Genomic DNA, 21,236 nt, shown 5'->3' with positions numbered 1-21,236 from the left:
CCGCGCTCTCCCCGTACGGCGCCCGGGGAATCGGCGCCCATCCCACCCCCCGAACCCGAGACAGGAGACACGGGCTGGTGACCGGCTCACCGGGAACAACCCGCCCCACGCACACCATGCAGACCACCACTGACAACAGCCTGACCTGGCTTCTCGAAAACCTCCTGGAGCGCACCCCCGGCACCCGGCACGCCCTGGTGCTCTCCCGCGACGGGCTGAAGCTCTGCTGGAGCCGCCATCTCACCCTCGACCAGGCCGATCAGCTCGCCGCCATCTGCTCCGGCATCCAGGCGCTCGCGCAGGGCGCCTCGGTGGAGTTCGGCAATGGCACCGGGGGCGTACGGCACTCGATGACCGAGTTCCACGGCGGGCTGCTCTTCATCGTCGAGGCCGGCGACGGCGCCCATCTCGCGGTGGTGGCCGAGGACGGCGCCGACCCCGGGGTGGTGGGCCACCAGATGTCCGAGCTGGTCGAGCAGATCGGTGAGCATCTGCGGGCCGAGCCGCGCACACCGCTCCAGGAGAGTTCGCCGTCATGATCCGTCGGCCCGTCGACACCGGGGATCCCGACCGGCTCTACACCGTCACCGGTGGCCGCAGCCGTGCCGACGACGACTCGTTCGACCTGGTCACCCTGATCGTCAGCGAGTGCGAGCCGACGCAGGGGATGCAGTCGGAGCATGTCAAGATCCTCGGCCTGTGCCGCCATCCCACCGCGGTCGTCGAGATCTCCGCCGAGCTGAAGCTGCCGGTGACGGTGGTACGTATCCTCCTCGGCGATCTCCTCGCGACGGGCCGGATCACCGCTCGGCACCCGCGCGCCGCGCGCTCCGCCGAACTTCCCGACTCCGCCCTCTTGAAGGAGGTGCTCCTTGGACTCCGCAACCTCTGAACTCCCGGCCCGTACACCGCTGGCCGACGCCGCCGAGACCGGGCTGAAGATCGTCATCGTGGGCGGGTTCGGGGTCGGAAAGACCACCCTCGTCCGCTCGGTCAGCGAGATCCGGCCGCTCAACACCGAAGAGGTGATGACCCAGGCCGGGATCGGTGTCGACGAGACGGCCGGGCTGCCCGCCAAGACCACCACCACCGTGGCGTTCGACTTCGGCCGGATCACCCTCAACGAGCTGATGGTGCTGTATCTGTTCGGCGCGCCCGGGCAGGAACGGTTCTGGTTCCTCTGGGACCGGCTGTTCTCCGGCACGCTGGGCGCGGTCGTGCTGGTCGACACCCGGCGGATGAGCGAGTCCTGGTACGCCATCGACCGGCTCGAACACCACAGAACCCCGTTCGTGGTCGCGGTTAACCGGTTCGACGGCGACGCCTCGTCGTTCTCCCTGGAGGAGATCCGCCAGGCGCTCTCACTGCCGGACCATGTCCCGCTGGTCGACTGCGACGCCCGGGTGCGTTCGTCCGGCAAGCACGTACTGATCACCCTTGTGGACCACCTCTACGAACTGGCCATGGCCCGGGAGATGACACCATGACCGACGCCACGGGCTCCGCACCCGACCAGGCGCCGCCGCCCGAATGCCCCGCGCACACGGGCGCGGTGCCGCTCAGCGGCCTGGAGTACCAGCAGTCCCCGTCCCAGCTCTACCGCACCCTGCGCAGAGAGCACGGCGCGATCGCCCCCGTCACTCTCGACGGAGGCATTCCCGCGTGGCTGGTGCTGGGCTACTCCGAGGTCTCGTACGTCACGAGCCACGACGAGCTGTTCGCCCGTGACTCCCGGCGCTGGAACCAGTGGGCATCGATCCCCGCCGACTGGCCGCTGATGCCGTTCGTCGGCTACCAGCCGTCGGTGATGTTCGCCGAGGGCCCCGAGCACCAGCGGCGGGCCGGGGTGATCACGGACGCGCTGGAGGGCATCGACCAGTTCGAACTCGCCCATCTCTGCCGGGAGATCGCCGAGGGTCTCATCAACGCCTTCGCGGGCAGCGGGCAGGCCGAGCTGATGTCCGCGTATGTGCACGCCCTACCGATGCGGGCGGTGGTCCGGCTCTGCGGTATGCCCGCGGACAGTGTGGACACCGACGATCTGGTGCGCGATCTGCGGATCTCGCTGGACGCCAATGAGGGGGACGATCCGGTCGCCGCCTATGTGCGGGTGATGGAGCGGATGCAGCGACTGGTCAAGGACAAGCGGGACTCCCCCGGTCCCGACATCACCTCCAGGATGCTGGCCCATCCGGCCGGGCTGACGGACGAGGAGATGGTCGTCGACCTGATCACGGTCATCGCCGCGGCCCAGCAGCCGACGGCCAACTGGATCTGCAACACCCTGCGTCTGCTGCTCACCGACGACCGGTTCGCGCTCAATGTGTCCGGCGGGCGCCTCAGCGTCGGGCAGGCGCTCAACGAGGTGCTGTGGCTGGACACCCCGACGCAGAACTTCGTGGGCCGCTGGGCGGTACGGGACACCCAGCTCGGCGGCCGGCACATCAAGGCGGGCGACTGTCTGGTGCTGGGGCTCGCGGCGGCCAACACCGATCCGCAGATCTGGCCCGAGGGGCATGTCGGCGCCGAGAACTCCGCGCATCTCTCGTTCAGCAACGGCGAGCACCGCTGCCCGTATCCGGCACCGCTGCTGGCCGATGTGATCGCCCGTACCGCGATCGAGACGCTGCTGGAGCGGCTGCCCGATGTGGTGCTGGCCGTGGAGCCGGAGGAGCTGACCTGGCGGCCGTCCATCTGGATGCGCGGGCTGACCGCGCTGCCGGTGAGCTTCACCCCGGTCGTGCAGTAACGCCACCGCGGACCGCGGTGCGGCCGGTCGTACGTACCGTACGGCCTGCCCCCGCAACCGGCCCGCCGGGCCCGGGGTTGTCGTTCCCCGGGCCCGGCGGGCGCCGGTCGGGCCTGGAAACCGTCAGGCCGTGACCGGGGTGAACCGCACCGGCAGCGTCTGCGGTCCGCGGGTGAACACACCCTGCTCGACCGGGTCGAAGCCGTCGGCGAGCCGGAGGTCCGGCATCGCGTCCAGAAGCTGGTTGACGCCGGTCTCGACTTCCGCCTTGGCCAGCAGCGCGCCGACGCAGAAGTGCCGTCCGAGCGCGAAGGCGAGATGGTCGGCGGCGGCGGAGAAGGCGGTCGTGGTGGTCAGGTCGTCACGGAAGATGTCGAAGGTGTCGGGGTCCCGGAAGCGGGAGCCGTCCCGGTTGGCGGAACCGATCAGACAGGTCACCGTGGCGCCGGAGGGTATCGTGCCGCCGCTCAGCTCGACGTCCTGAGCGGTCTGGCGCATGATCATGTGAACCGGCGGGGTGTAGCGGAGGGTCTCCGCGAAGGCCCGGTCGATCAGGGTGCGATCTTCCCGTACGGCTGCGAGCTGGTCGGGGTGAAGCAGCAGATTCGTGAAGATGCTGGCGATCGCCTTGTCGGTGGTCTCGCCGCCCGCCGCGAGCAGCAGACTGCAGAAGGCCTTGATGTCCTCGTCGCTCATCCGTACGCCGTCCACCTCGGCGGCACAGAGCGTGGAGAGCAGATCGTCCCCCAGGTTCTCGCGGCGCTCCCGGATGATCGGGAACATGTACTCGGCGAACTCGATCCGGGTGCGCTCGCCCGCCGCGGCGACCTCGGCGTCGCCGGACAGGTTGCCGAGGAAGGCGATGACCGCGGTGTACCAGCCGTGGAAGCGGGCGTGGTCGGCCTTGTCGAGGCCCAGCATGTCGGCGATGACATTGACGGGGAAGCGGGTCGCGTAGGACTCCACGAGATCGACGGAGCCGGTGTGCCGGAAGGCGTCGATCAGTTCACGGGAGTTGCGCTCGATGACCGGCTGGAACTTGTTCTGCAGATCGCTGCCGCGGAAGGCGGGCGCGACCAGTGCCCTGCGCACCGAGTGTTCCCGCCCGCTGAGCTGAAGGATCGTTTTGCCGTGTACGGGCTCGATCTGCCAGTCGTAGTTGTCGGTGGTGAACACCGACTCCTTGTCCTTGAAGGCACGCTCGACATCCTCGTACCGCGAGATGATGTAACTCTGCGTGGCTTCATGCCAGATGAGCGGGGCGCTCTCCCGCATCACGCGATAGGCCGGATACGGATTCTCGGCGAACTCGGGGGAAAGGATGTCGGGAACCTGCTGTGCGGTGGCCATGAAGCTCCTTGTTCGATCCCGGCCCGATCGGTAACGGGCACTGCCCCCAAGGTTATTGATCATCCGTCATCACAAATAGCCGACTCCTGGCCGACCTGCCGCGCGCTGTCTGCCGCCGGTCGCCTACGGTGCCTGTACGCGGGCCCGCGTCCGGCGTACGGGCCCGCGTCCGGCCCGTACGCGCGAAGCGGCCCGTGGGCGACCGGGACGGCACCGAGGAGACGGCATGACACGGCAGGCACTGATCATGGGCGTGGGCGGCAGGGAACCCGCCGTCGATCCCTCGGCGTTCACGGCGCCGACCGCCGTCGTGGTGGGCGAGGTGACGCTGGGCGCGGAGGCGAGCGTCTGGTACCACACCGTGCTCCGGGCGGACCGCGCGCCGGTCTCGGTGGGCGCCGGGAGCAACATCCAGGACAACTGCACCCTGCACGCCGACCCCGGATTCCCGCTCACGGTCGGTGAGCGGGTGTCGGTCGGTCACAACGCCGTGCTGCACGGGTGCACGGTCGAGGACGAGGTGCTGATCGGGATGGGCGCCACAGTACTCAACGGCGCGCTGATCGGGGCTGGCTCGCTGGTCGCGGCACAGTCCCTCGTACCGCAGGGCATGCGCGTACCGCCCGGTTCGCTGGTCGCGGGGGTGCCGGCCAGGGTCAAGCGCGAGCTGACCGAGGAGGAGCGCGCGGGGATCAGGGGGACCGCGGCACGGTATATCGAGACGGCGGGGGCCCACCGCGAGGCCCACGGGAGCTGAACCGCACGGGAGGCGACCGGGCCGCACGGAAAGCGGGCCGGACCGTACAGGGGGTGGCGTCCGAGGCGTACGGGACGGGTGGGGCCCGTGAGGCGGCCGCCGGGGCGGTTTCCGGTCAGTCGGCGGCCGGCACGCTGCCGGGCTCGTCCGCCGGCTTGGTGACTGTCCGTGCCGGTCCGGCCGGCGCGGGCTGTCCGGCGGACTCTGTGACCGGCTGTGCGGCCGGGTGCTCGGCGGCCTTCTTGGCACGGTTCCGCACGACCAGCATCGAGACGATCCCGATCACCACCGCGAGCAGCAGACCGAGCCAGGAGAACCGCTTGAGCCATGCCTCGGCGACGACGCCCACCGAGTAGATGACGGCGGTCGTGCCGCCCGCCCAGAGGATCCCGCCCAGCACATTGGCGATCAGGAACTTCCAGTACGGCATCCGCAGCACGCCCGCGAGCGGGCCCGCGAAGATACGGAGCAGGGCGATGAAGCGCCCGAAGAAGACCGCCCACATCCCCCACTTCTCGAACGACCGCTCCGCCAGGGCGACCTGGGGTTCACCGCAGTGCTTGGGGAACTTCACCGCGAGCCAGGCCAGCAGTGGTCTGCCGCCCCTGCGGCCGATGGCATAGCCGATCGAGTCCCCGATGATCGCGCCGGCCGTGGCGCAGGCACCGAGGATGTACGGATCGATGTCGCCGTGCTGTGAGGCGAGCAGCGCCGAGCTGACGAGGATGATCTCACCGGGCAGCGGGATCCCGAGGCTCTCCAGCCCGATCACTATCCCGACCAGGAGATAGATGCTCACCGGGGGGATGGTCTCTAGCCACTCCTGGACGTGCAACGCCGGTTCCCTCCGTACAACCTGACCATCGACGGGCGGCTGCCCGGCGCGCGCGGGCGCACGGCGGGCAGCCTACCGGGTGGCGGGGGCCGGTCAGGAGTGCGGGCGGAGGGTCCATACGACTGTCATCTCACCTGTCACCGCGCCGTCCTCCCGGGTAAGCGCGATGGTCACCGGGAATTCGGGGCGCTCCCCGGCGTCGAGTTCGGCGATCACATCTGCCACCGGGCGGCCCAGCGCGGCGGTGGCGGTGACCGTGCCCATGGCGAGTTTCTTGTAGCCGATTTCCGCCTTGACAGCGAGCGGAACGGCCCGGTGGAGCTGGTCGCCGAAGGCGGCGATCACGATCGCGCCACTGGCGGACTCGGCGAGCGTGAACATCGCTCCGGCGTGCGGCCCGCCGACATGGTTGTGGTAATCGGGCCGGTCCGGCAGCCGGACGACGGCACGCTCCGGGGTGGTCTCCAGGAATTCCAGCCCCAGGGTCTTGACCATGGGGACCGTGGCGGCGAGCAGTTCGCCCGCGGACTTCCGATCAGCGCTCATACAACCGGATGTTACTCACGGGTAGCGGGCCTGACCATCCCCTTGACGGACCGGACGTGGCGGCGGTGGGCCGACCCTCTATCGTTACTCGCCATGTGGCCAGGACAGCAGCCGCCCGGGGGCGAGCAGAACCCGCAGGACCAGCAGCCGAATCCGTACCAGCAGCCGGGGTACCAGCAGCCGAATCCCTATCAGCAGCCGGGATATCAGCAGCCCCCGCCCCCTCAGCCCCAGCAGCCCGGCTACGCACAGCCCGGGTACCAGGATCCGGGGTATCCGCAGCAGGGTTACCAGCAGCCCAACCCGTACCAGCAGCCGACCACGCCGCAGTACGCCGTACCGGGCCAGTACGGCCGGCACCAGCCCGGCCCTCCCGGACCGCCCGGGCCCTCGCCGGACAAGAAGAAGACGACCGTCGTCGCGGTCGCCGCCGCCGCGGTCGTGGTGGTCGCCGCCGCAGGTACCGCGTTCTTCGTGATGAACAAGGACGACGGTACGGCCGACAAGGCCGCCGACGACAAGCCCTCGGCGTCCGCCTCCGAGCCCGCCGAGCCGAGCGCGGACGCGCCCACCGGCAACCCCAGGGCCGGTGACGACAGCAAGCCGCTGATCGAGGGCTGGAAGGTCGTGACCAACCCCAAGCACGGGACACAGTTCGATGTCCCGGCGGACTGGGAGGTCGAGGGGACCGGAGTCATATCCGGCTTCGAGGACCACAAGAAGAACGACGGCACGCCCGTCCTCTCCTTCTCCGCGCCCGCCTTCTACAAGTCCAAGTGGTGCTCGCAGGACACCAACAAGGACGGCAGGATGGAGGACAGCAGTCTCGCGGGCACCGGCACCAAGGGCGGCAAGGGCGCCAAGGACACCGCGTCGGCCGCGAAGAACGAGGCAGGAAGCTGGGCCTGGGCCGCGTACGCCCAGCAGGAGCCGGATGCCGAGGTCAAGCAGAAGGTCAAGGTCACCGAGGCCCAGCCGTACACCACCAAGTCCGGGCTCAAGGGGCACTACGCGACGGCCGCCACCACGGGGGTGTCCAAGCCCAACAAGTGCGACACCGACGGCAAGTCGATCGCCTTCACCTTCACCAACGCCAAGGGCGACTTCGCGACCTGGGTGCTGTACGCCAACAAGGACGTGCCGGACGAGGTGCCGGACGCGACGATCAAGCAGATCATGAGCACCGTACGGCTGGCGGACTCCTCGTCGTAATCGAACGGCGTCCCAGGCCCGTGACCTATCGGCGTCCCGGGCCCGTGGCCGGCCGGGATCCGGGCTCGTAACCCATTGGCATCCGGGCGCCGGGGCGGCGATAGTCCCGGAGTGAACTCTCCCGTCGGCGCAAGCCCGTATCGCCCTCGTCGCCCCCGCCTCGCCCGCCGTCCCGAGTGGGCCGGCCGCAATTACACACTGCTGACCGCCGCGGCGATCGTCACCAATCTGGGCAGCCAGGGTGCGATGATCGCCGCGGCGTTCGCGGTGCTGGAGTCGGGCGGCGACGCGGGCGACGTGGGGCTGGTGGCCGCGGCCCGTACGGTCCCGCTCGTCCTCTTCCTGCTGATCGGCGGCGCGCTCGCCGACCGGCTCCCCCGGCACCGGGTGATGGTCGCCGCCAACGCCGTCAACTGCCTTTCGCAGGCGGCCTTCGCGGTCCTCGTCCTCACGGGCGAGCCGGAGCTGTGGCAGATGATGGCGCTCACGGCGCTGGGCGGCACCGCCCACGCCTTCTTCAGCCCGGCGTCCGAGGGCATGCTGATGTCCAGCGTCAGCGGCGCACAGGCCGGCCGCGCCTTCGCCCTCTACCGGATGGCGATGCAGGGCGCCGGGATCGGCGGTGCGGCCCTGGGCGGCGCGCTGATCGCACTGTTCGGGCCGGGCTGGGTTCTCGCCATCGACGCTGCCGCCTTCCTGGTCGCGGGGTCGCTGCGCGCCTTCCTCGACGTGAGCCATGTCCCGCCGCGCGGGCCGGGCGAGGGGATGCTCGCCGATCTGCGGGACGGCTGGCGGGAGGTCACCGGCCGGCCCTGGCTGTGGAGCATCGTCGTCCAGTTCGCGGTGGTCAACGCGATGGTCTCGGCGGCCGAGGCGGTGTACGGGCCGCTGGTCGCCCGGGACGAACTCGGCGGCCCCGGCCCCTGGGGCCTGGCGCTGGCCGCCTTCGGCGCGGGTACGGTCGGCGGCGCGCTGGTGATGATGCGGTGGCGTCCGCGCCGGATGCTGCTCGCGGGCACCCTCTGTGTCTTCCCGCTGGCCCTTCCCTCGGCCGGGCTGGCAATACCGCTGCCCGCAGTGGGGCTGGCGGTGGTGATGTTCCTGACGGGCGTCTCCATCGAGGTCTTCGGCGTCTCGTGGATGACCTCGCTGCACCAGGAGATCCCGGAGGAGAAGCTGTCCCGTGTCTCGGCCTACGACTGGCTGGGCTCGGTGGGCATGATTCCGCTGGCCACGGCGCTCGCGGGCCCGGCGGAGAGCGCCTTCGGGCGGGGTACGGCGCTGTGGGGCTGCTCGGCGCTGATCGTCCTGCTGACGGCGGCGGTGCTGACCGTCCCCGATGTACGACGCCTGACCCGCCGTGCATCGGGGAAGCCGGAGAAGACCGGGGCGGCCGTCGCGCGGACCGCCCCGGATCCTGTTTCGCCGGACGAGGTGAGACCGGCCTGAGGACCCGGGGCGGCCGGGCGGACCGGGGAGACGGCCCGTTAGGAGACCGGCCCCCGGGTGCGGCGGGCCGCGGCGACCAGGTTCTCCAGGGACGTACGGACCTCCGCCCAGCTCCGGGTCTTCAGCCCGCAGTCGGGGTTCACCCACAGCCGCTCCGGCGGGATCGCCTCCAGTCCCCTGGCCAGCAAGGCGGTCATCTCCTCGGCCGAGGGCACCCGTGGTGAGTGGATGTCGTACACCCCTGGTCCCGCCTGGCGCGGATAGCCCGCCGCCGCCAGTTCGCCGGCGACCCGCATATGTGAGCGGGCCGCCTCCAGGCTGATCACATCGGCGTCCAGATCCTCGATGGCCGGCAGGATGTCGCCGAACTCCGCGTAGCACATGTGCGTATGGATCTGGGTGCCCGCGCCGACCCCGGAGGTCGCCAGCCGGAACGCCTCGGTCGCCCAGTCCAGATACGCCAGCCGGTCCGCCGCGCGCAGGGGCAGGGTCTCGCGGAGCGCCGGTTCGTCGACCTGGATCACGGCCGTACCCGCCGCCTCCAGATCCGCGACCTCGTCCCGCAGCGCGAGCGCCACCTGCCGGGCGGTCGCGCCGCGCGGCTGGTCGTCGCGGACGAACGACCAGGCCAGCATGGTGACGGGCCCGGTCAGCATGCCCTTGACGGGCCGGCTGGTCAGCGACTGCGCGTACGAGATGGTGCCGACGGTCATCGGGGCGGGCCGGGAGACATCCCCGGCGAGCACCGGCGGCCGGACATGGCGTGTGCCGTACGACTGGACCCAGCCGTGCCGGGTGACCAGGAATCCGGTGAGGCGTTCGGCGAAGTACCGCACCATGTCGTCGCGTTCGGGCTCGCCGTGCACCAGGACGTCGATGCCCGCCTCCTCCTGGAAGGCGATCACCTCGCGGATCTCGGCCCGGACGCGCTCGTCGTAACCGGCCGTGTCCCGCTGCCCCGCCCGCAGTTCGGCGCGTGCCGTGCGCAACTCGGCGGTCTGCGGGAACGATCCGACGGTCGTCGTCGGCAGTGGTGGCAGAGCGAGCCGCTCACGCTGCGCGGCGGCGCGCTCGGCGTACGGCTGCGCCCGGCGGGCGTCCGCGCCCGTCACAGCCGCACAGCGGGCCCGTACGACGGGATCGTGGGTGACGCCCGAGGAGGCCCGGGACGCCAGATCGGCGCGGTTCGCGGCGAGCCGGGCGGCGACGGTGTCCGTGCCCCGGGCGAGACCGCGGGCAAGGGTGACGACCTCGTCGGTCTTCTGGCGGGCGAAGGCCAGCCAGCGGACGAGCAGCGGATCGAGATCCTTCTCGGCGGCGGTGTCCAGCGGGACATGCAGCAGTGAGCAGGATGTCGACACATCGACCCGTTCGGCGAGACCGAGCAGGGTCGCGAGAGTGGTCAGCGAGGCCGCGAGATCGTTGATCCACACATTGCGCCCGTCCACCACCCCGGCGACCAGCCGCTTGCCCGGCAGTCCGCCGACCGCAGCGAGATCGGCGAGATTGGCGGCAGCGGGGCCCGTGAAGTCCAGCGCGAGCCCCTCGACCGGTGCCTTCGCCAGCACGGGCAGGGCCTCGCCGAGCCGGTCGAAGTACGAGGCGACCAGCAGCCGGGGCCGGTCGGTGAGCGCGCCGAGATGACGGTAGGCGCGGGCGGCCGCGTTCAGTTCGGCGGGCGTACGGTCCTGGACCAGGGCGGGCTCGTCGAGCTGCGCCCACTCGGCGCCGGCCGCGCGCAGATCGGCCAGCACCTCCGCGTACACCGGCAGCAGCCGGTCGAGCAGGGTGAGCGGCTCGAATCCGGCGGCCACCCCGGGCGCGGGCCTGGCGAGCAGCAGATAGGTGACCGGCCCGAGCAGCACCGGCCGGGCGCCGGTGTGACCGAGCGCGAGGGCCTCGCGCAGTTCGCCGGTCTGCTTCGCGGAGTGGGCGGTGAAGACCGTGTCCGGTCCCAACTCGGGGACGAGGTAGTGGTAGTTGGTGTCGAACCACTTGGTCATCTCCAGCGGCGCGGCGTCCTGGGCACCGCGCGCCATGGCGAAGTAGCCGTCGAGCGCGTCGGCCTCCACGGCCGCCCGGTGCCTGGCCGGGACCGCGCCGACCATGACGCTGGTGTCGAGCACATGGTCGTAGTACGAGAAGTGGCCGGTGGGTACTTCGTCGAGTCCGGCGTCGGCCAGCTCGCGCCAGGTGTCGCGGCGCAGCCCGGTGGCGGTCTCCCGCAGCGCGTCCGCGGTGACCCGGCCCTTCCAGTACCCCTCGATCGCCTTCTTCAGTTCCCGGTCGGCGCCCTGGCGGGGGTAGCCATGGACGGTGGACCCGGGCATGGGCCGCCGGCCTTGCTGTTCCGACCGGGGTGCCGCGGCTGCGGACGTGGGTGTCACGGGACTCTCCTTCGCGAGTCGTACGGGATCGATCCCGGCGGAACTCGTGTGCGGCGAAGGAACGGAAGCCGGGGCGGGTACCACACACCATGTGCCGCACGGTTATGTGCGGCACAACCATGTGCCGTACAACCATGTGCAACGCGGCCATGTGGCGCGCGCCCGCCCGTATCCGCCGACCCGCCCACGAGGTCACCGAGATCTCCGTGCGCGGTCCTCGCACACGGGCAGTGGCAGGTCTTCGGACTCGCGGGCGCGCCTCGTGTCCGTACGCGCTGTGCGTACGCGGACAAGGCACCTACTGGCCGTCGCTTCCCGGACGCGGTGCGTCCAGTGCGTATGACGGCGGTCGTTCCCACTCACCGCTGCGGGGCAGTCCCGGATTCCCACCGGGTTCCCTCTTACGACGCGCCTGCCTGGCGGGCAGGGCGAACCGACTGCGCGTCCAGCATAGGTCCGGAACTCGACCTGCTCGAAACATGGGTCCTGAATACTGGCGCCATGGTCCACGAAGACGAACCGGTACTGCTCGACCGGGCGGGCCGCACCGCCCGCATCACGCTCAACCGGCCCCGCGCGCTCAACGCCCTCACCCACCCCATGGTGCTGCGGATCACCGAGGCGCTCGCCCGGTGGGAGAACGACGAGAGCGTGACGGCTGTGATCATCTCGGGCGCCGGCGAGCGCGGGCTGTGCGCCGGCGGCGACATCCGCGCGATCCATCAGGACGCGCGCACCGGCGGCGGCGCCTCACCCGCCTTCTGGCGCGACGAGTACCGGCTCAACGCCCGGATCGCCCGCTTCCCCAAGCCCTATGTGGCGCTGATGGACGGCATCGTGATGGGTGGCGGTGTCGGTGTGTCGGCGCACGGCACCGTCCGGATCGTCACCGAACGGTCGGCGGTCGCCATGCCCGAGACCGGCATCGGCCTCGTCCCCGATGTCGGCGGCACGCATCTCCTCTCGCGCGCACCGGGCGAGCTGGGCACCCATCTCGCCCTCACCGGCCGGGCGGTGGGCGCGGCCGACGCGCTGCTCTGCGGCCTCGCGGATCACTTCGTACCCTCGGAGCGGCTGGACGCCGTACGGAACGCGCTCGCCGCCCCTGACGTACACGAGGCGGCGCACGTGACCGCGACGGTACGGGGATACGGGACGGCCGCGCCCGAGGGCCAACTCGCCGCGGACCGTGAGTGGATCGACCCCTGCTACACGGCCGGCACGGTCGAGGAGATCGTCGAGCGGCTGCTCGCCACCGGTCTGCCCGCGGCGAAGGAGGCCGCCGAGACGATCCTGACCCGGTCGCCCACCGTGCTCAAGGCAACCCTCGAAGCGCTGCGCCGGGTCCGTCTGCTGCCGACGCTGGAGGAGGCGCTCGACCAGGAGTACCGGGCCTCGTGCGCCGCGCTGGCCACGCCGGATCTGGTGGAGGGGATCAGGGCGCAGGTCATCGACAAGGACCGCAGGCCGCGGTGGTCCCCGAAGGAGCTGGCGCAGGTCACGGAGGCGGATGTGGCGCGGTTCTTCGCCCCGCCACCGGGCGGCGACCTCGGACTGGCCACCGGGATCTGATGGCGGAGCGCGTGGTCAGCGGCGGAGGTGGTGGCGCTTGCGCCAGGCGACCACCGCCGCGACCAGCCCGCTGATCACGATGAACCCCATCGCGATCAGGAACACCGGCGAGGTCGGCGAGGCGGCGCGGCTGCCCGCGACCACATACGCCGCGTTGTTGGGGACCGAACCGATCAGGGTCGCCAGCAGGAACGGCATCCACCGCATCCGGGAGACGGCCGCGCCGTAATTGATCGGCGCGAACGGCACACCGGGGAAGAGCCGGATGATCAGCATCGACCGGAAGCTGTGGGTGCTGAGCTGACGGTCTATCGCCCTCAGCCAGCGGCCCCGCAGCAGCGGACGGAGCGCGTCCTGGCCCAGCATGCGCCCGAGCCCGAAGGACAGGGCCGCGCTCAGCACCGTCCCGGCCAGCGCGGCGACCAGCCCGAGGTACGAACCGAGGAGCGCGCCGGAGGCGATGTTGAGCAGCGGGCGCGGTACGAACGCGGTGGCGCACAGCCCGTACCCGACGGTGAACAGCACCACGGCGACGCCCCCGCCGACACGTGGCAGCCAGCCGTCGGACAGCAGCTTCTGCGGCTCATAGAGCAGCACCACCGTGGCCGCGGCACCGAGCAGCACCACGAGAACGGCGAATCTCGCCCAGGGCGAGAGAAGTGCCCGGTAGCAACGGAGCGCGAGGCTTCGCGAGGACCGGGGGGCGGTGTCGAGCACGCGGGGAGCGTAACCGACGAAGATGTCCGGTCGCCGGGGGCCAGGTGACGGAGGTGTCCCGTCCGGCGCGTGTCCGGCACAACACGGGCACACCGGGCCGAAGAACGCGCCGGTCAGCGGCGCCTCGGGCGCTCCCGCGGCAGGAGTCGGCCAACTGCGGCCCGGCGGAAAATCGTTCGACGCGGGCGGACGGGCTGGGCGAGGATCGGGGGCATGGTCCGGTACGCCTTCCCCGCAGCGCCGTCCGCAGTCGCGGACGCGCCGGAGGCTGCCGTCTTCCTGGTGGCGTGCACGGCCGCGCCTGTCGCACCCGTCGCGGCGGTCGTCGCGGCGGATGCCTTCGCGGATGGCGTGGATGCCGCAGCGGCGGCGTCCGTCGCGGCAGCGCCCTTCGGCGGCGCCCGAAGCTGACCCTTCCCGGATCGTCCGGCGGACCCCGCAGGGGGAGGGTCGGCAAGGCCCGGGGGTCCCTCTCAGCTTCGAGTTCCGGGAAGGAACCAGCGAACCATGCCCAAGACGGCATACGTGCGCACCAAGCCGCACCTGAACATCGGCACCATGGGCCATGTCGACCACGGCAAGACCACCCTGACCGCCGCCATCACCAAGGTCCTCAGCGACCGCGGGACCAGTTCCTTCGTACCGTTCGACCGGATCGACCGGGCTCCGGAGGAGGCCGCCCGCGGGATCACCATCAACATCTCGCACGTCGAGTACGAGACGGACACCCGGCACTACGCCCATGTGGACATGCCGGGCCATGCCGACTACATCAAGAACATGGTGACCGGCGCGGCCCAGCTCGACGGGGCGATCCTCGTCGTCTCCGCGCTCGACGGGATCATGCCGCAGACCGCCGAGCACGTCCTGCTCGCCCGCCAGGTCGGCGTCAACCACATCGTCGTCGCCCTCAACAAGGCCGACGCGGGCGACGACGAGCTGACCGACCTGGTCGAGCTGGAGGTGCGCGAGCTGCTCACCGAGCACGGGTACGGCGGCGACGCGGCGCCCGTCGTCCGGGTGTCGGGGCTGCGTGCCCTGGAGGGCGACCCGCGCTGGACGGCGGCCGTGGAGGCGCTGCTCGACGCCGTCGACACATATGTGCCGATGCCTGTCAGGTACACGGACGCGCCGTTCCTGCTCCCGGTGGAGAACGTCCTCACCATCACCGGCCGCGGCACGGTCGTCACCGGCGCCGTCGAGCGCGGGACGGTACGGGTGGGTGACCGGGTGGAGGTGCTGGGCGCCGGTGCGGAGACGGTGGTGACCGGTCTGGAGACCTTCGGCAAGCCGATGGACTCCGCGGAGGCCGGGGACAATGTCGCGCTGCTGCTGCGCGGGATGACGCGTGACGGGGTGCGCCGGGGCCATGTGGTGGCGGCGCCGGGCAGTCTCGTACCGAGCAGGCGCTTCACCGCGCAGGTGTATGTGCTGTCGGCGCGCGAGGGCGGCCGTACGACACCGGTGACCAGCGGGTACCGGCCGCAGTTCTACATCCGTACGGCGGATGTGGTCGGCGACATCGACCTGGGCGAGGCGGCGGTGGTACGCCCCGGGGACACCGTCGCGCTGACCGTGGAGCTGGGGCGCGACATTCCGTTGGAGCCGGGGCTCGGCTTCGCGATCCGCGAGGGCGGCCGTACGGTCGGCGCCGGTACGGTCACGTCGCTGCTCTGACGGGCCCCGGCTGGCGTGCGAGGGCCCCCGCTCGCGCGGTTCGGTGCCCGCCTCCCTCGACGGGGGCGGGCGCCGGACCGTACAAACCGGACCGCACAATGGGGGTGTGAACGAGCCCGACGAGCCTGTCCCTGTTCTGCGCGCCGTCGACGGCGGTACCGCGAAGCTGCTGCCCGATGTGGACCGGGAGCGCGCCTGGCTGCTGACGGTCGACGGGGCGCCGCAGTCGTATGTCGATCTGGACGAGCCGACGCATCTGGAGTTCGAGTACGTACGGCGGCTCGCCCATGTCGTCGACTGCGCGGCCGGGGACGGCCTGCCGCTGGCCGTGCTCCACCTCGGCGGCGGGGCCTGCACACTGCCGCGCTATGTGGCGGCGACCCGGCCGGGCTCGGCGCAGTGTGTGGTGGAGGCCGACGCGGGGCTGCTGGCGCTGGTCGCCGAACGGCTGCCGATACCGGCCGGCACCGGCATCACCGTACGGAGCGCGGATGCCCGCCGCTGGCTCGAAACGGCGCCCGCGCGGTCGGCGGATGTGCTGATCGCGGATGTGTTCGGCGGTTCGCGGGTGCCGGCGCACCTCACCTCGGTCGAGTACGTACGGGAGGCGGAGCGGGTGCTGAAGAGCGACGGGATCTATGCCGCCAATCTCGCCGATGGCGCGCCGTTCGGCTTTCTCCGCTCCCAACTGGCCACGTTCGCCTCGGTCTTCGAGGAGCTGGCGCTGATCGCGGAGCCGGGTGTGCTGCGCGGACGCCGCTTCGGCAATGCCGTACTGGTCGCCTCGCACACCGCGTTCGACACGGCGGCACTGGCCCGCCGTACCGCGTCCGACGCCTTCCCCGCCCGGGTGGAGGAGGGCGCGTCGCTCGGGCGGTTCATCGGGGCGGCGGCGGTGGTACGGGACAGCGGCGCGGTGCCGTCACCGAGGCCGCCGGAGGGCGCGTTCAGCATCGGCTGAGGGGCTGGTTCCGGGCGGTGGGGGTGGATGCGGCTGTCACTCCTCGATGGCGCCGCCCACGGCCCGCAGGTGCTCGCGGAAGGTCAGGGACGGCGTCTGCCGACGCGCGGCGAGATAGGTGTCGAACCGTACCTGGCTGCGCAGGGAGTCACCGGAGCGGATCCGTTCTGCCTGGCGCCGCTCGGTGTCACGGATGGTCTCGGCGAGCGCGAACAGGTCCTCGGCCCGGTCGGCGGGCACGAAGAGCACCCCGTCGTCATCGGCCAGGACGAGGTCCTCACGCCCCACCGTCCACTCGCCCACCGTGGCGGACCCGACCGCGTCCTCGGGACGAACGTCCAGCCGCTGCGGGCCCGTCGGGGTCGCTCCCGTGCTGAACACCGGCAGTCCGATCGCCAGGATGTCGGCGGTGTCTCGGTGCAGTCCCCAGATCACAACGCCCGCCAGTCCGGCCGCCCGTGCCTCCAGCACCACGAGATCGCCGACACACGCCTCATCGGTCCGCCCGCCGTTGTCGACCACCAGCACATCGCCGGGCTGGGCCTCTTCGAAGGCCTCCAGAAAGATGTCCACACTGCCGGCATGCCTGGCCGGTGACACCCGCCCCGCCAGCCGGCCGCCGGGCACGACGGGCCGTACGGCCGGGGGCGCGCAACGTACGGGAACGCCCGCCCGGATGCACGCGTCGGCCACATGGGCGGTGGTCAGCACCGCGAACCGCTTCTGAAGCTCCTGCTGATCCATACGATTCCCCTCTCGGCTCCGGGCCCATGATCGCGCCCCGGCCCAGCATGCCCGCACTCGCATGAATCAGCCATCACGATTCGCCACCCCCGCTCTCGAAGTCATCGATCGGCTTCGTCATCGGCGTCGGCTTCGTCGGCATCGGCGGAATCGGTTTCGTCATCGGCTTCGGCTTCGTCGGGTTCGGAGTCCTCCGCCGACTCCTCCTCCATCGCCGATTCATCCATCGCCTCTTCGTCCTCCATCGCCTCTTCATGCGTACGGACGACTTCGCCCTCCCTGATCTCGCCGCGCCAGCCCTCCACATCCTCGTCCGCGAGGGTCACGTGCCGCTGGAAGTGCTTGAAGTCGAGGCGGAGCCGACGGCCCTGGGCGCGCCACAGATTGCCCGTCTTCTCGAAGAACCCAGAGGGGTAGTACTCGACGACGAGAGCGATCCGGGTGAGATTCGGCGCGAGTTCATGGAAACTGACGGCGCCATGGGTCGCGCCCTTGGAGCCCTCCGAGGTCCACACAATGCGGTCGTCGGGTATCTGTTCCTGAACGGTGGCCTTGAAACTCCGAGTCGAAGGGCCGACCTTCGTCCGCCAGTCACTCGTCACGTCGTCACTTTTCGTAACGTTTCTGACGCCCTTGGTGAAACCGCTGAAGTCCTCGTACTGCGTCCAGTGGTCGTAGGCGGTCCGGACCGGTACACCCACGTCGATGAATTCGACGATGTTCGTGACCTTCGTGTCACCGGCCTTCCCGCCACCGCCACCGCCGAAAATGTCCTTCGCCCGCTGGACCACGCTGTTCTTCGCGGACTTCGCCTTCTCGCTCAGGAACGCCTTCAGAGGCGACTCCCCGTGCAGGACACGGGCGCCGATGGCAGGCAACCGCCCCCCGTTCTCGGCTACTTGTGTGAGCTGTTCCGTGACGCCGGAGACTTTCTCACTGAGCTTCTCGGCCGCCTTTCCCACCGCGTGCTCCAGTTGCATTCCGACGTAATGCGTGACCTCCCCGCGCACCCGGCCGGCCACCGAGCTTCCGGCGTCACGGACTTTCTCCGCTGTCTTCACCATGGCTGCCTACCTCCGACGGCTGTCACGCGTGGTGGAAGTCCCCCCGGCCGCCCTTTTCCTCGCTGAGACCGTCTTCTTGGCTTCTCTCCGGGCAGGAGCGCCCTTGCCCGTCGCCGGCTTCTTCGCCATACGGGAGGCGGTCTTGCCCGTGGCCCTGCCCGGCTGACGCTGTTTACGCCGGAGTTCGTCGGACTTCCTCCTACGGTGGCGGTCCGAAGGCGGCTCCCCCTCCTCCATTTCCTGCTCGGATTCCTCGTACTCGTCCTCCGGTTCCTCCACTCCTTCCTCCCCTTCCTCCGCTTCCTCCTCGTCCGGCTCCTCCCGTTTCCCGGCGAGGTTGGCGGCACGGCTGCTGATCGAATCGCCGAGCGAGCCAACCCCCCGGTCGACCACGGCGGAAAGGGCGCCTCGCGCCGCATCGAGCCCTTCGTCGCGCACCTGCTCCTGCAGATCGGCGACTTGCGGAATCTCGCCCAGGCGGCGCACTCCGTCGGTGACCAGTTGTTTCGGATCAAGGCCGAGGCCCTTGCCGGCCAGAAATGTCGCGACGGTCAGGGCAAGCCGGCCTTTCTTCGTACGGCCGAGCACATAGCCGCCCAGCACCGCGGAAGCCAGAGCCACTTTGGTTCTCCGATCCATGACTGTGCCACCTTTGATCACATCGTTTGTTCGCGTCATTCGGCCAGAGCCCGTATACGCCCGGCCCGGCACACCGCGTGCGACTGATTCGTCCGGGCCCGGCATCGTGCGGCACGCCCCCGCGAGTGCGGGACATTCCCCTGCCCATGTATGCCACATGGTGTGTTGTCGACCGCGGAGAGTCACCTCCACGGCCTCGATCTCTTCTCTCCACTCTGCCCGCCATGCCGCCATGCCGCCATTTGGCTGATCCCATAAGAAACGATCACGGCAGTACGTCGATTTGGGCACGTCGATTCCCACCCGCCGTTTCCGGCCGATCCATCAAATCGCTTACGCGCCAAGGATTCCCGGAGCGCGGAGGCGCCCTACATCGATTGCATCGGGCACCGATGAAGCCGACAATTGCTTACTGAGCCGAATCCTTGAGGATGTGCGGACACCATGGACGACGAAAACGCCCGGAACGAGTACGCCGACCTCGGAGCCGAGGAGGAGACCACGGACGAGGTCGCCCCGCGCGCGGGCGACGAGCCGGCCGAGGACGAGTCGGCCGGGGACGGCAACGTGAACGAGGGCCCCTCGGACGTGTACCTCGATGTCCCGGTGCTGGACATCGATGAGATCGACCTTGAGGTCGAGGACCTCTCCGCGAGTGTGTCCCTGCGGGCCGAGGTCCTGGATCTGCTCAAGCTGCAGGTGGGCGCCGATGTGGACCTCGGCAAGGTGCAACTCGGCATCAAGGGGGTGGAGGCCCAGGCCCAGCTCAAGGTCCGCCTCGGCCATGTGGCCGCCATCGTCAATCGCGTGCTGACGACGATCGACCGGAATCCGGAGATTCTGGAGCAGTTGACGCGGAGTGCGGGGATGGTCGTCCAGGAGGTCGGAACGGGTGCCGGCCGGGCCGTCGGCGAACTGGGCCGGGGCACGGGCCGGGCCGTCGAGGACGTGGGGCGCGGGGCCGGTGAGACGGTCGAGAACGTGGCGCACGGAGCGGGCGAAGCCGTCGAGGGCCTGGGGCACGCCGCCCGGGAAACGGTCGAGGACGTCGGCGACACGGCCGGTGAGACCGTCGAGGACGTCGGCGACACGGTCGGCGAAACCGTGGAAGACGTCGGCGACACGGCCGGTGAAGCCGGCGAAGCCGTCGGGGGCACGGCGAAGAAGCGCCTCCGCAGAGAGGCCCGGGCACCCGAGGTAAGCACCCGTGAGCGGAGGGCCAGCGGGACACGTTCGTCCAGGACTGCCCGACGCCGCACGGCGCACCGGCGTCAAACGGGCTGACGAGCCGCCGCTCCCGGACGCCGCGGCGCGACGCCCGCCACAGGCGGACCGGACGCGCACCCCCACACCCCCGTGGCACACCCTTGCACCCCGGCGCCGCCGGACGCGCCCGCGCCCGCACCGCTATGCCGCCAGGCGCACCACGCGCCTCTACGACCCCAGCGCCTCGATGATCCGTTCCGCCGCCGACGTCGCCGTCAGCCGGCCCTCCCGTACGTCCCGTTCCACCCGCGGCGCCACCTCCCGTACCGCCGGGTGTTCCCGCAGCCGGTCCAGCAGATGGTCGCGGACCATGGACCAGGTCCAGTCGACCTGCTGGTCGCTGCGTTTGCCCGCGAGGCGGCCGGCCGACGCGAGCACCGTGCGGTGCTGTTCCAGGCGGTCCCAGACCTCATCCAGGCCCGTGCCCTCGCGCGCGCTGCAGCTCAGGACCGGTGGGGTCCAGACCGCTTCCGCCGGGTGCATCAGCCGCAGCGCGCCCGCCAGTTCGCGCGCGGCGGACCGCGCGTCGCGCTCGTGCGGGCCGTCCGCCTTGTTGACGGCGATCACGTCCGCCAGCTCCAGCACGCCCTTCTTGATGCCCTGGAGCTGGTCGCCGGTACGGGCGAGGCTCAGCAGCAGGAACGAGTCGACCATCTGCGCGACGGTCGTCTCGGACTGGCCGACGCCCACCGTCTCCACCAGGACGACGTCGTACCCCGCCGCCTCCATCACGATGATGGTCTCCCGGGTCGCCTTCGCGACGCCCCCCAGCGTGCCCGCCGTGGGCGACGGGCGTACGAACGCGGCCGGGTCCACCGCCAGCCGTTCCATCCGGGTCTTGTCGCCCAGGATGGAACCGCCGGTCCTGGTGGACGAGGGGTCGACGGCGAGCACCGCGACCCGGTGGCCGAGGCCCGTGAGCAGCGTCCCCAGCGCGTCGATGAAGGTGGACTTGCCGACACCGGGCACCCCGCTGATCCCGATCCGGCGCGCCTTCCCCGAGTGCGGCAGCAGCTCGGTCAGCAGCTCCTGTGCGAGCACGCGGTGGTCGGTCCGGGTGGACTCCACGAGGGTGATGGCCCGGGCGACGGACGACCGCGTGCCGTCCAGAACGCCCTTGACATAGCTGTCGATGTCGATCCGCGGCGCCACACGCTCACCGCTCAACAGCCGAGCCGGAAACGGAACCCGAGCCGCCCGGCCCACCCGCCCCGCCGGAACCGGCAGCACCACCGGCACCAGGACCCGAGCCACCGGCATCCGAGCCGTCTGGCTCATGCCCCAGCGCCCCCGCCAGCGCCGTCAGCAGTT

21 protein-coding genes and 1 riboswitch are annotated in these 21,236 nt (G+C 70.7%); of the genes, 12 read left to right on the top strand and 9 right to left on the bottom strand.

The window, feature by feature from the left end:
* The first annotated feature begins 77 nt into the window (after positions 1–77).
* The 4 genes from WH07_RS10105 to WH07_RS10090 are packed head-to-tail and all read left to right on the top strand — an operon-like array spanning position 78 to position 2,749.
* Entirely contained in the window at positions 78–539 is a 462-nt protein-coding gene (locus WH07_RS10105) for a roadblock/LC7 domain-containing protein (RefSeq protein ID WP_106409542.1), read from the top strand.
* The gene (locus tag WH07_RS10100) at positions 536–892 is read left to right on the top strand and encodes a DUF742 domain-containing protein (RefSeq protein ID WP_046498252.1); all 357 of its coding nucleotides are present in this window, start codon (positions 536–538) and stop codon (positions 890–892) included. The genes WH07_RS10105 and WH07_RS10100 overlap by 4 nt, the downstream gene beginning before the upstream one ends.
* Complete coding sequence (locus tag WH07_RS10095) at positions 873–1,487, top strand: GTP-binding protein (protein ID WP_046498250.1); 615 nt, start codon at positions 873–875, stop codon at positions 1,485–1,487. The genes WH07_RS10100 and WH07_RS10095 overlap by 20 nt, the downstream gene beginning before the upstream one ends.
* The gene (locus WH07_RS10090; RefSeq protein WP_046498247.1) at positions 1,484–2,749 is read left to right on the top strand and encodes a cytochrome P450; all 1,266 of its coding nucleotides are present in this window, start codon (positions 1,484–1,486) and stop codon (positions 2,747–2,749) included. The genes WH07_RS10095 and WH07_RS10090 overlap by 4 nt, the downstream gene beginning before the upstream one ends.
* Positions 2,750–2,872: 123 nt before the next feature.
* On the opposite strand, the gene WH07_RS10085 is transcribed toward WH07_RS10090, so the two are convergent.
* Positions 2,873–4,099, bottom strand: coding sequence for a cytochrome P450 (locus WH07_RS10085; protein ID WP_046498245.1), 1,227 nt, complete (start codon positions 4,097–4,099; stop codon positions 2,873–2,875).
* A gap of 226 nt (positions 4,100–4,325) precedes the next feature.
* Between WH07_RS10085 and WH07_RS10080 the strand changes: the two genes are divergently transcribed.
* Positions 4,326–4,856, top strand: coding sequence for a gamma carbonic anhydrase family protein (locus WH07_RS10080; RefSeq protein WP_046498242.1), 531 nt, complete (start codon positions 4,326–4,328; stop codon positions 4,854–4,856).
* Between the two features lie 115 nt (positions 4,857–4,971).
* On the opposite strand, the gene WH07_RS10075 is transcribed toward WH07_RS10080, so the two are convergent.
* Together WH07_RS10075 and WH07_RS10070 are read right to left on the bottom strand one after the other, a co-directional pair.
* On the bottom strand, positions 4,972–5,691 hold the full coding sequence (locus WH07_RS10075) for a DedA family protein (RefSeq protein ID WP_046498240.1): 720 nt from the start codon (positions 5,689–5,691) through the stop codon (positions 4,972–4,974).
* Positions 5,692–5,784: 93 nt separating this feature from the next.
* The gene (locus WH07_RS10070) at positions 5,785–6,237 is read right to left on the bottom strand and encodes a DUF4442 domain-containing protein (RefSeq protein WP_046498238.1); all 453 of its coding nucleotides are present in this window, start codon (positions 6,235–6,237) and stop codon (positions 5,785–5,787) included.
* A gap of 93 nt (positions 6,238–6,330) precedes the next feature.
* On the opposite strand from WH07_RS10070, the gene WH07_RS10065 reads away from it, so the two are divergent.
* Positions 6,331–7,449, top strand: coding sequence for a hypothetical protein (locus tag WH07_RS10065; RefSeq protein WP_046498236.1), 1,119 nt, complete (start codon positions 6,331–6,333; stop codon positions 7,447–7,449).
* Between the two features lie 111 nt (positions 7,450–7,560).
* Positions 7,561–8,898, top strand: coding sequence for an MFS transporter (locus WH07_RS10060; RefSeq protein ID WP_106409541.1), 1,338 nt, complete (start codon positions 7,561–7,563; stop codon positions 8,896–8,898).
* A gap of 38 nt (positions 8,899–8,936) precedes the next feature.
* On the opposite strand, the gene metE is transcribed toward WH07_RS10060, so the two are convergent.
* Positions 8,937–11,285: a 5-methyltetrahydropteroyltriglutamate--homocysteine S-methyltransferase gene (gene metE / locus WH07_RS10055; protein WP_408645826.1), complete on the bottom strand. Its 2,349-nt coding sequence runs from the start codon at positions 11,283–11,285 to the stop codon at positions 8,937–8,939.
* Between the two features lie 215 nt (positions 11,286–11,500).
* Positions 11,501–11,739, bottom strand: a riboswitch (cobalamin riboswitch).
* A 47-nt stretch (positions 11,740–11,786) separates the two neighbouring features.
* On the opposite strand from metE, the gene WH07_RS10050 reads away from it, so the two are divergent.
* Positions 11,787–12,857: an enoyl-CoA hydratase/isomerase family protein gene (locus tag WH07_RS10050; RefSeq protein ID WP_046498229.1), complete on the top strand. Its 1,071-nt coding sequence runs from the start codon at positions 11,787–11,789 to the stop codon at positions 12,855–12,857.
* Positions 12,858–12,872: 15 nt separating this feature from the next.
* On the opposite strand, the gene WH07_RS10045 is transcribed toward WH07_RS10050, so the two are convergent.
* On the bottom strand, positions 12,873–13,574 hold the full coding sequence (locus WH07_RS10045; RefSeq protein ID WP_046498227.1) for a TVP38/TMEM64 family protein: 702 nt from the start codon (positions 13,572–13,574) through the stop codon (positions 12,873–12,875).
* Between the two features lie 213 nt (positions 13,575–13,787).
* Between WH07_RS10045 and WH07_RS10040 the strand changes: the two genes are divergently transcribed.
* The 3 genes from WH07_RS10040 to WH07_RS10030 all read left to right on the top strand — a co-directional run bounded on the left by WH07_RS10040 (position 13,788) and on the right by WH07_RS10030 (position 16,212).
* Entirely contained in the window at positions 13,788–13,985 is a 198-nt protein-coding gene (locus WH07_RS10040; RefSeq protein WP_046498224.1) for a hypothetical protein, read from the top strand.
* A 96-nt stretch (positions 13,986–14,081) separates the two neighbouring features.
* Positions 14,082–15,251, top strand: a complete 1,170-nt coding sequence (gene tuf, locus WH07_RS10035; protein ID WP_046498221.1) for an elongation factor Tu — start codon at positions 14,082–14,084, stop codon at positions 15,249–15,251.
* A 106-nt stretch (positions 15,252–15,357) separates the two neighbouring features.
* The gene (locus WH07_RS10030) at positions 15,358–16,212 is read left to right on the top strand and encodes a spermidine synthase (RefSeq protein WP_046498218.1); all 855 of its coding nucleotides are present in this window, start codon (positions 15,358–15,360) and stop codon (positions 16,210–16,212) included.
* 36 nt (positions 16,213–16,248) lie between these two features.
* Here the strand turns inward: WH07_RS10030 and WH07_RS10025 are convergent, their stop codons facing one another.
* The 3 genes from WH07_RS10025 to WH07_RS39660 all read right to left on the bottom strand — a co-directional run bounded on the left by WH07_RS10025 (position 16,249) and on the right by WH07_RS39660 (position 18,659).
* Positions 16,249–16,956, bottom strand: coding sequence for an RraA family protein (locus WH07_RS10025; RefSeq protein WP_046498214.1), 708 nt, complete (start codon positions 16,954–16,956; stop codon positions 16,249–16,251).
* 101 nt (positions 16,957–17,057) lie between these two features.
* Positions 17,058–18,020, bottom strand: a complete 963-nt coding sequence (locus WH07_RS10020; protein WP_046498211.1) for an SRPBCC family protein — start codon at positions 18,018–18,020, stop codon at positions 17,058–17,060.
* A 6-nt stretch (positions 18,021–18,026) separates the two neighbouring features.
* Positions 18,027–18,659 carry a histone protein gene (locus WH07_RS39660; protein WP_157877315.1) on the bottom strand — a complete coding sequence of 211 codons (633 nt, stop codon included), beginning with the start codon at positions 18,657–18,659 and terminating at the stop codon, positions 18,027–18,029.
* A gap of 444 nt (positions 18,660–19,103) precedes the next feature.
* Between WH07_RS39660 and WH07_RS10010 the strand changes: the two genes are divergently transcribed.
* Complete coding sequence (locus tag WH07_RS10010; protein WP_046498205.1) at positions 19,104–19,943, top strand: Tim44 domain-containing protein; 840 nt, start codon at positions 19,104–19,106, stop codon at positions 19,941–19,943.
* Between the two features lie 150 nt (positions 19,944–20,093).
* Here WH07_RS10010 and meaB read toward each other — a convergent pair whose 3' ends face one another.
* Complete coding sequence (gene meaB, locus WH07_RS10005) at positions 20,094–21,077, bottom strand: methylmalonyl Co-A mutase-associated GTPase MeaB (protein ID WP_046498201.1); 984 nt, start codon at positions 21,075–21,077, stop codon at positions 20,094–20,096.
* Positions 21,078–21,236 lie beyond the last annotated feature (159 nt).

It is taken from the genome of Streptomyces odonnellii, from assembly GCF_000981895.1.
Classification (GTDB): domain Bacteria; phylum Actinomycetota; class Actinomycetes; order Streptomycetales; family Streptomycetaceae; genus Streptomyces; species Streptomyces odonnellii.
The sequence above is the reverse complement of the archived record's forward strand: the minus strand, read 5'-3'. Positions and strand labels throughout refer to the sequence as shown.

Coding starts and splice junctions, on each gene's coding strand:
- WH07_RS10100 (WP_046498252.1), top strand. CDS start 536: ATGATCCGTCGGCCCGTCGACACCGGGGATCCCGACCGGCTCTACACC.
- WH07_RS10090 (WP_046498247.1), top strand. CDS start 1,484: ATGACCGACGCCACGGGCTCCGCACCCGACCAGGCGCCGCCGCCCGAA.
- WH07_RS10085 (WP_046498245.1), bottom strand. CDS start 4,099: ATGGCCACCGCACAGCAGGTTCCCGACATCCTTTCCCCCGAGTTCGCC.
- WH07_RS10080 (WP_046498242.1), top strand. CDS start 4,326: ATGACACGGCAGGCACTGATCATGGGCGTGGGCGGCAGGGAACCCGCC.
- WH07_RS10070 (WP_046498238.1), bottom strand. CDS start 6,237: ATGAGCGCTGATCGGAAGTCCGCGGGCGAACTGCTCGCCGCCACGGTC.
- WH07_RS10065 (WP_046498236.1), top strand. CDS start 6,331: ATGTGGCCAGGACAGCAGCCGCCCGGGGGCGAGCAGAACCCGCAGGAC.
- WH07_RS10050 (WP_046498229.1), top strand. CDS start 11,787: ATGGTCCACGAAGACGAACCGGTACTGCTCGACCGGGCGGGCCGCACC.
- WH07_RS10040 (WP_046498224.1), top strand. CDS start 13,788: ATGGTCCGGTACGCCTTCCCCGCAGCGCCGTCCGCAGTCGCGGACGCG.
- tuf (WP_046498221.1), top strand. CDS start 14,082: ATGCCCAAGACGGCATACGTGCGCACCAAGCCGCACCTGAACATCGGC.
- WH07_RS10025 (WP_046498214.1), bottom strand. CDS start 16,956: ATGGATCAGCAGGAGCTTCAGAAGCGGTTCGCGGTGCTGACCACCGCC.
- WH07_RS10020 (WP_046498211.1), bottom strand. CDS start 18,020: ATGGTGAAGACAGCGGAGAAAGTCCGTGACGCCGGAAGCTCGGTGGCC.
- WH07_RS39660 (WP_157877315.1), bottom strand. CDS start 18,659: ATGGATCGGAGAACCAAAGTGGCTCTGGCTTCCGCGGTGCTGGGCGGC.
- WH07_RS10010 (WP_046498205.1), top strand. CDS start 19,104: ATGGACGACGAAAACGCCCGGAACGAGTACGCCGACCTCGGAGCCGAG.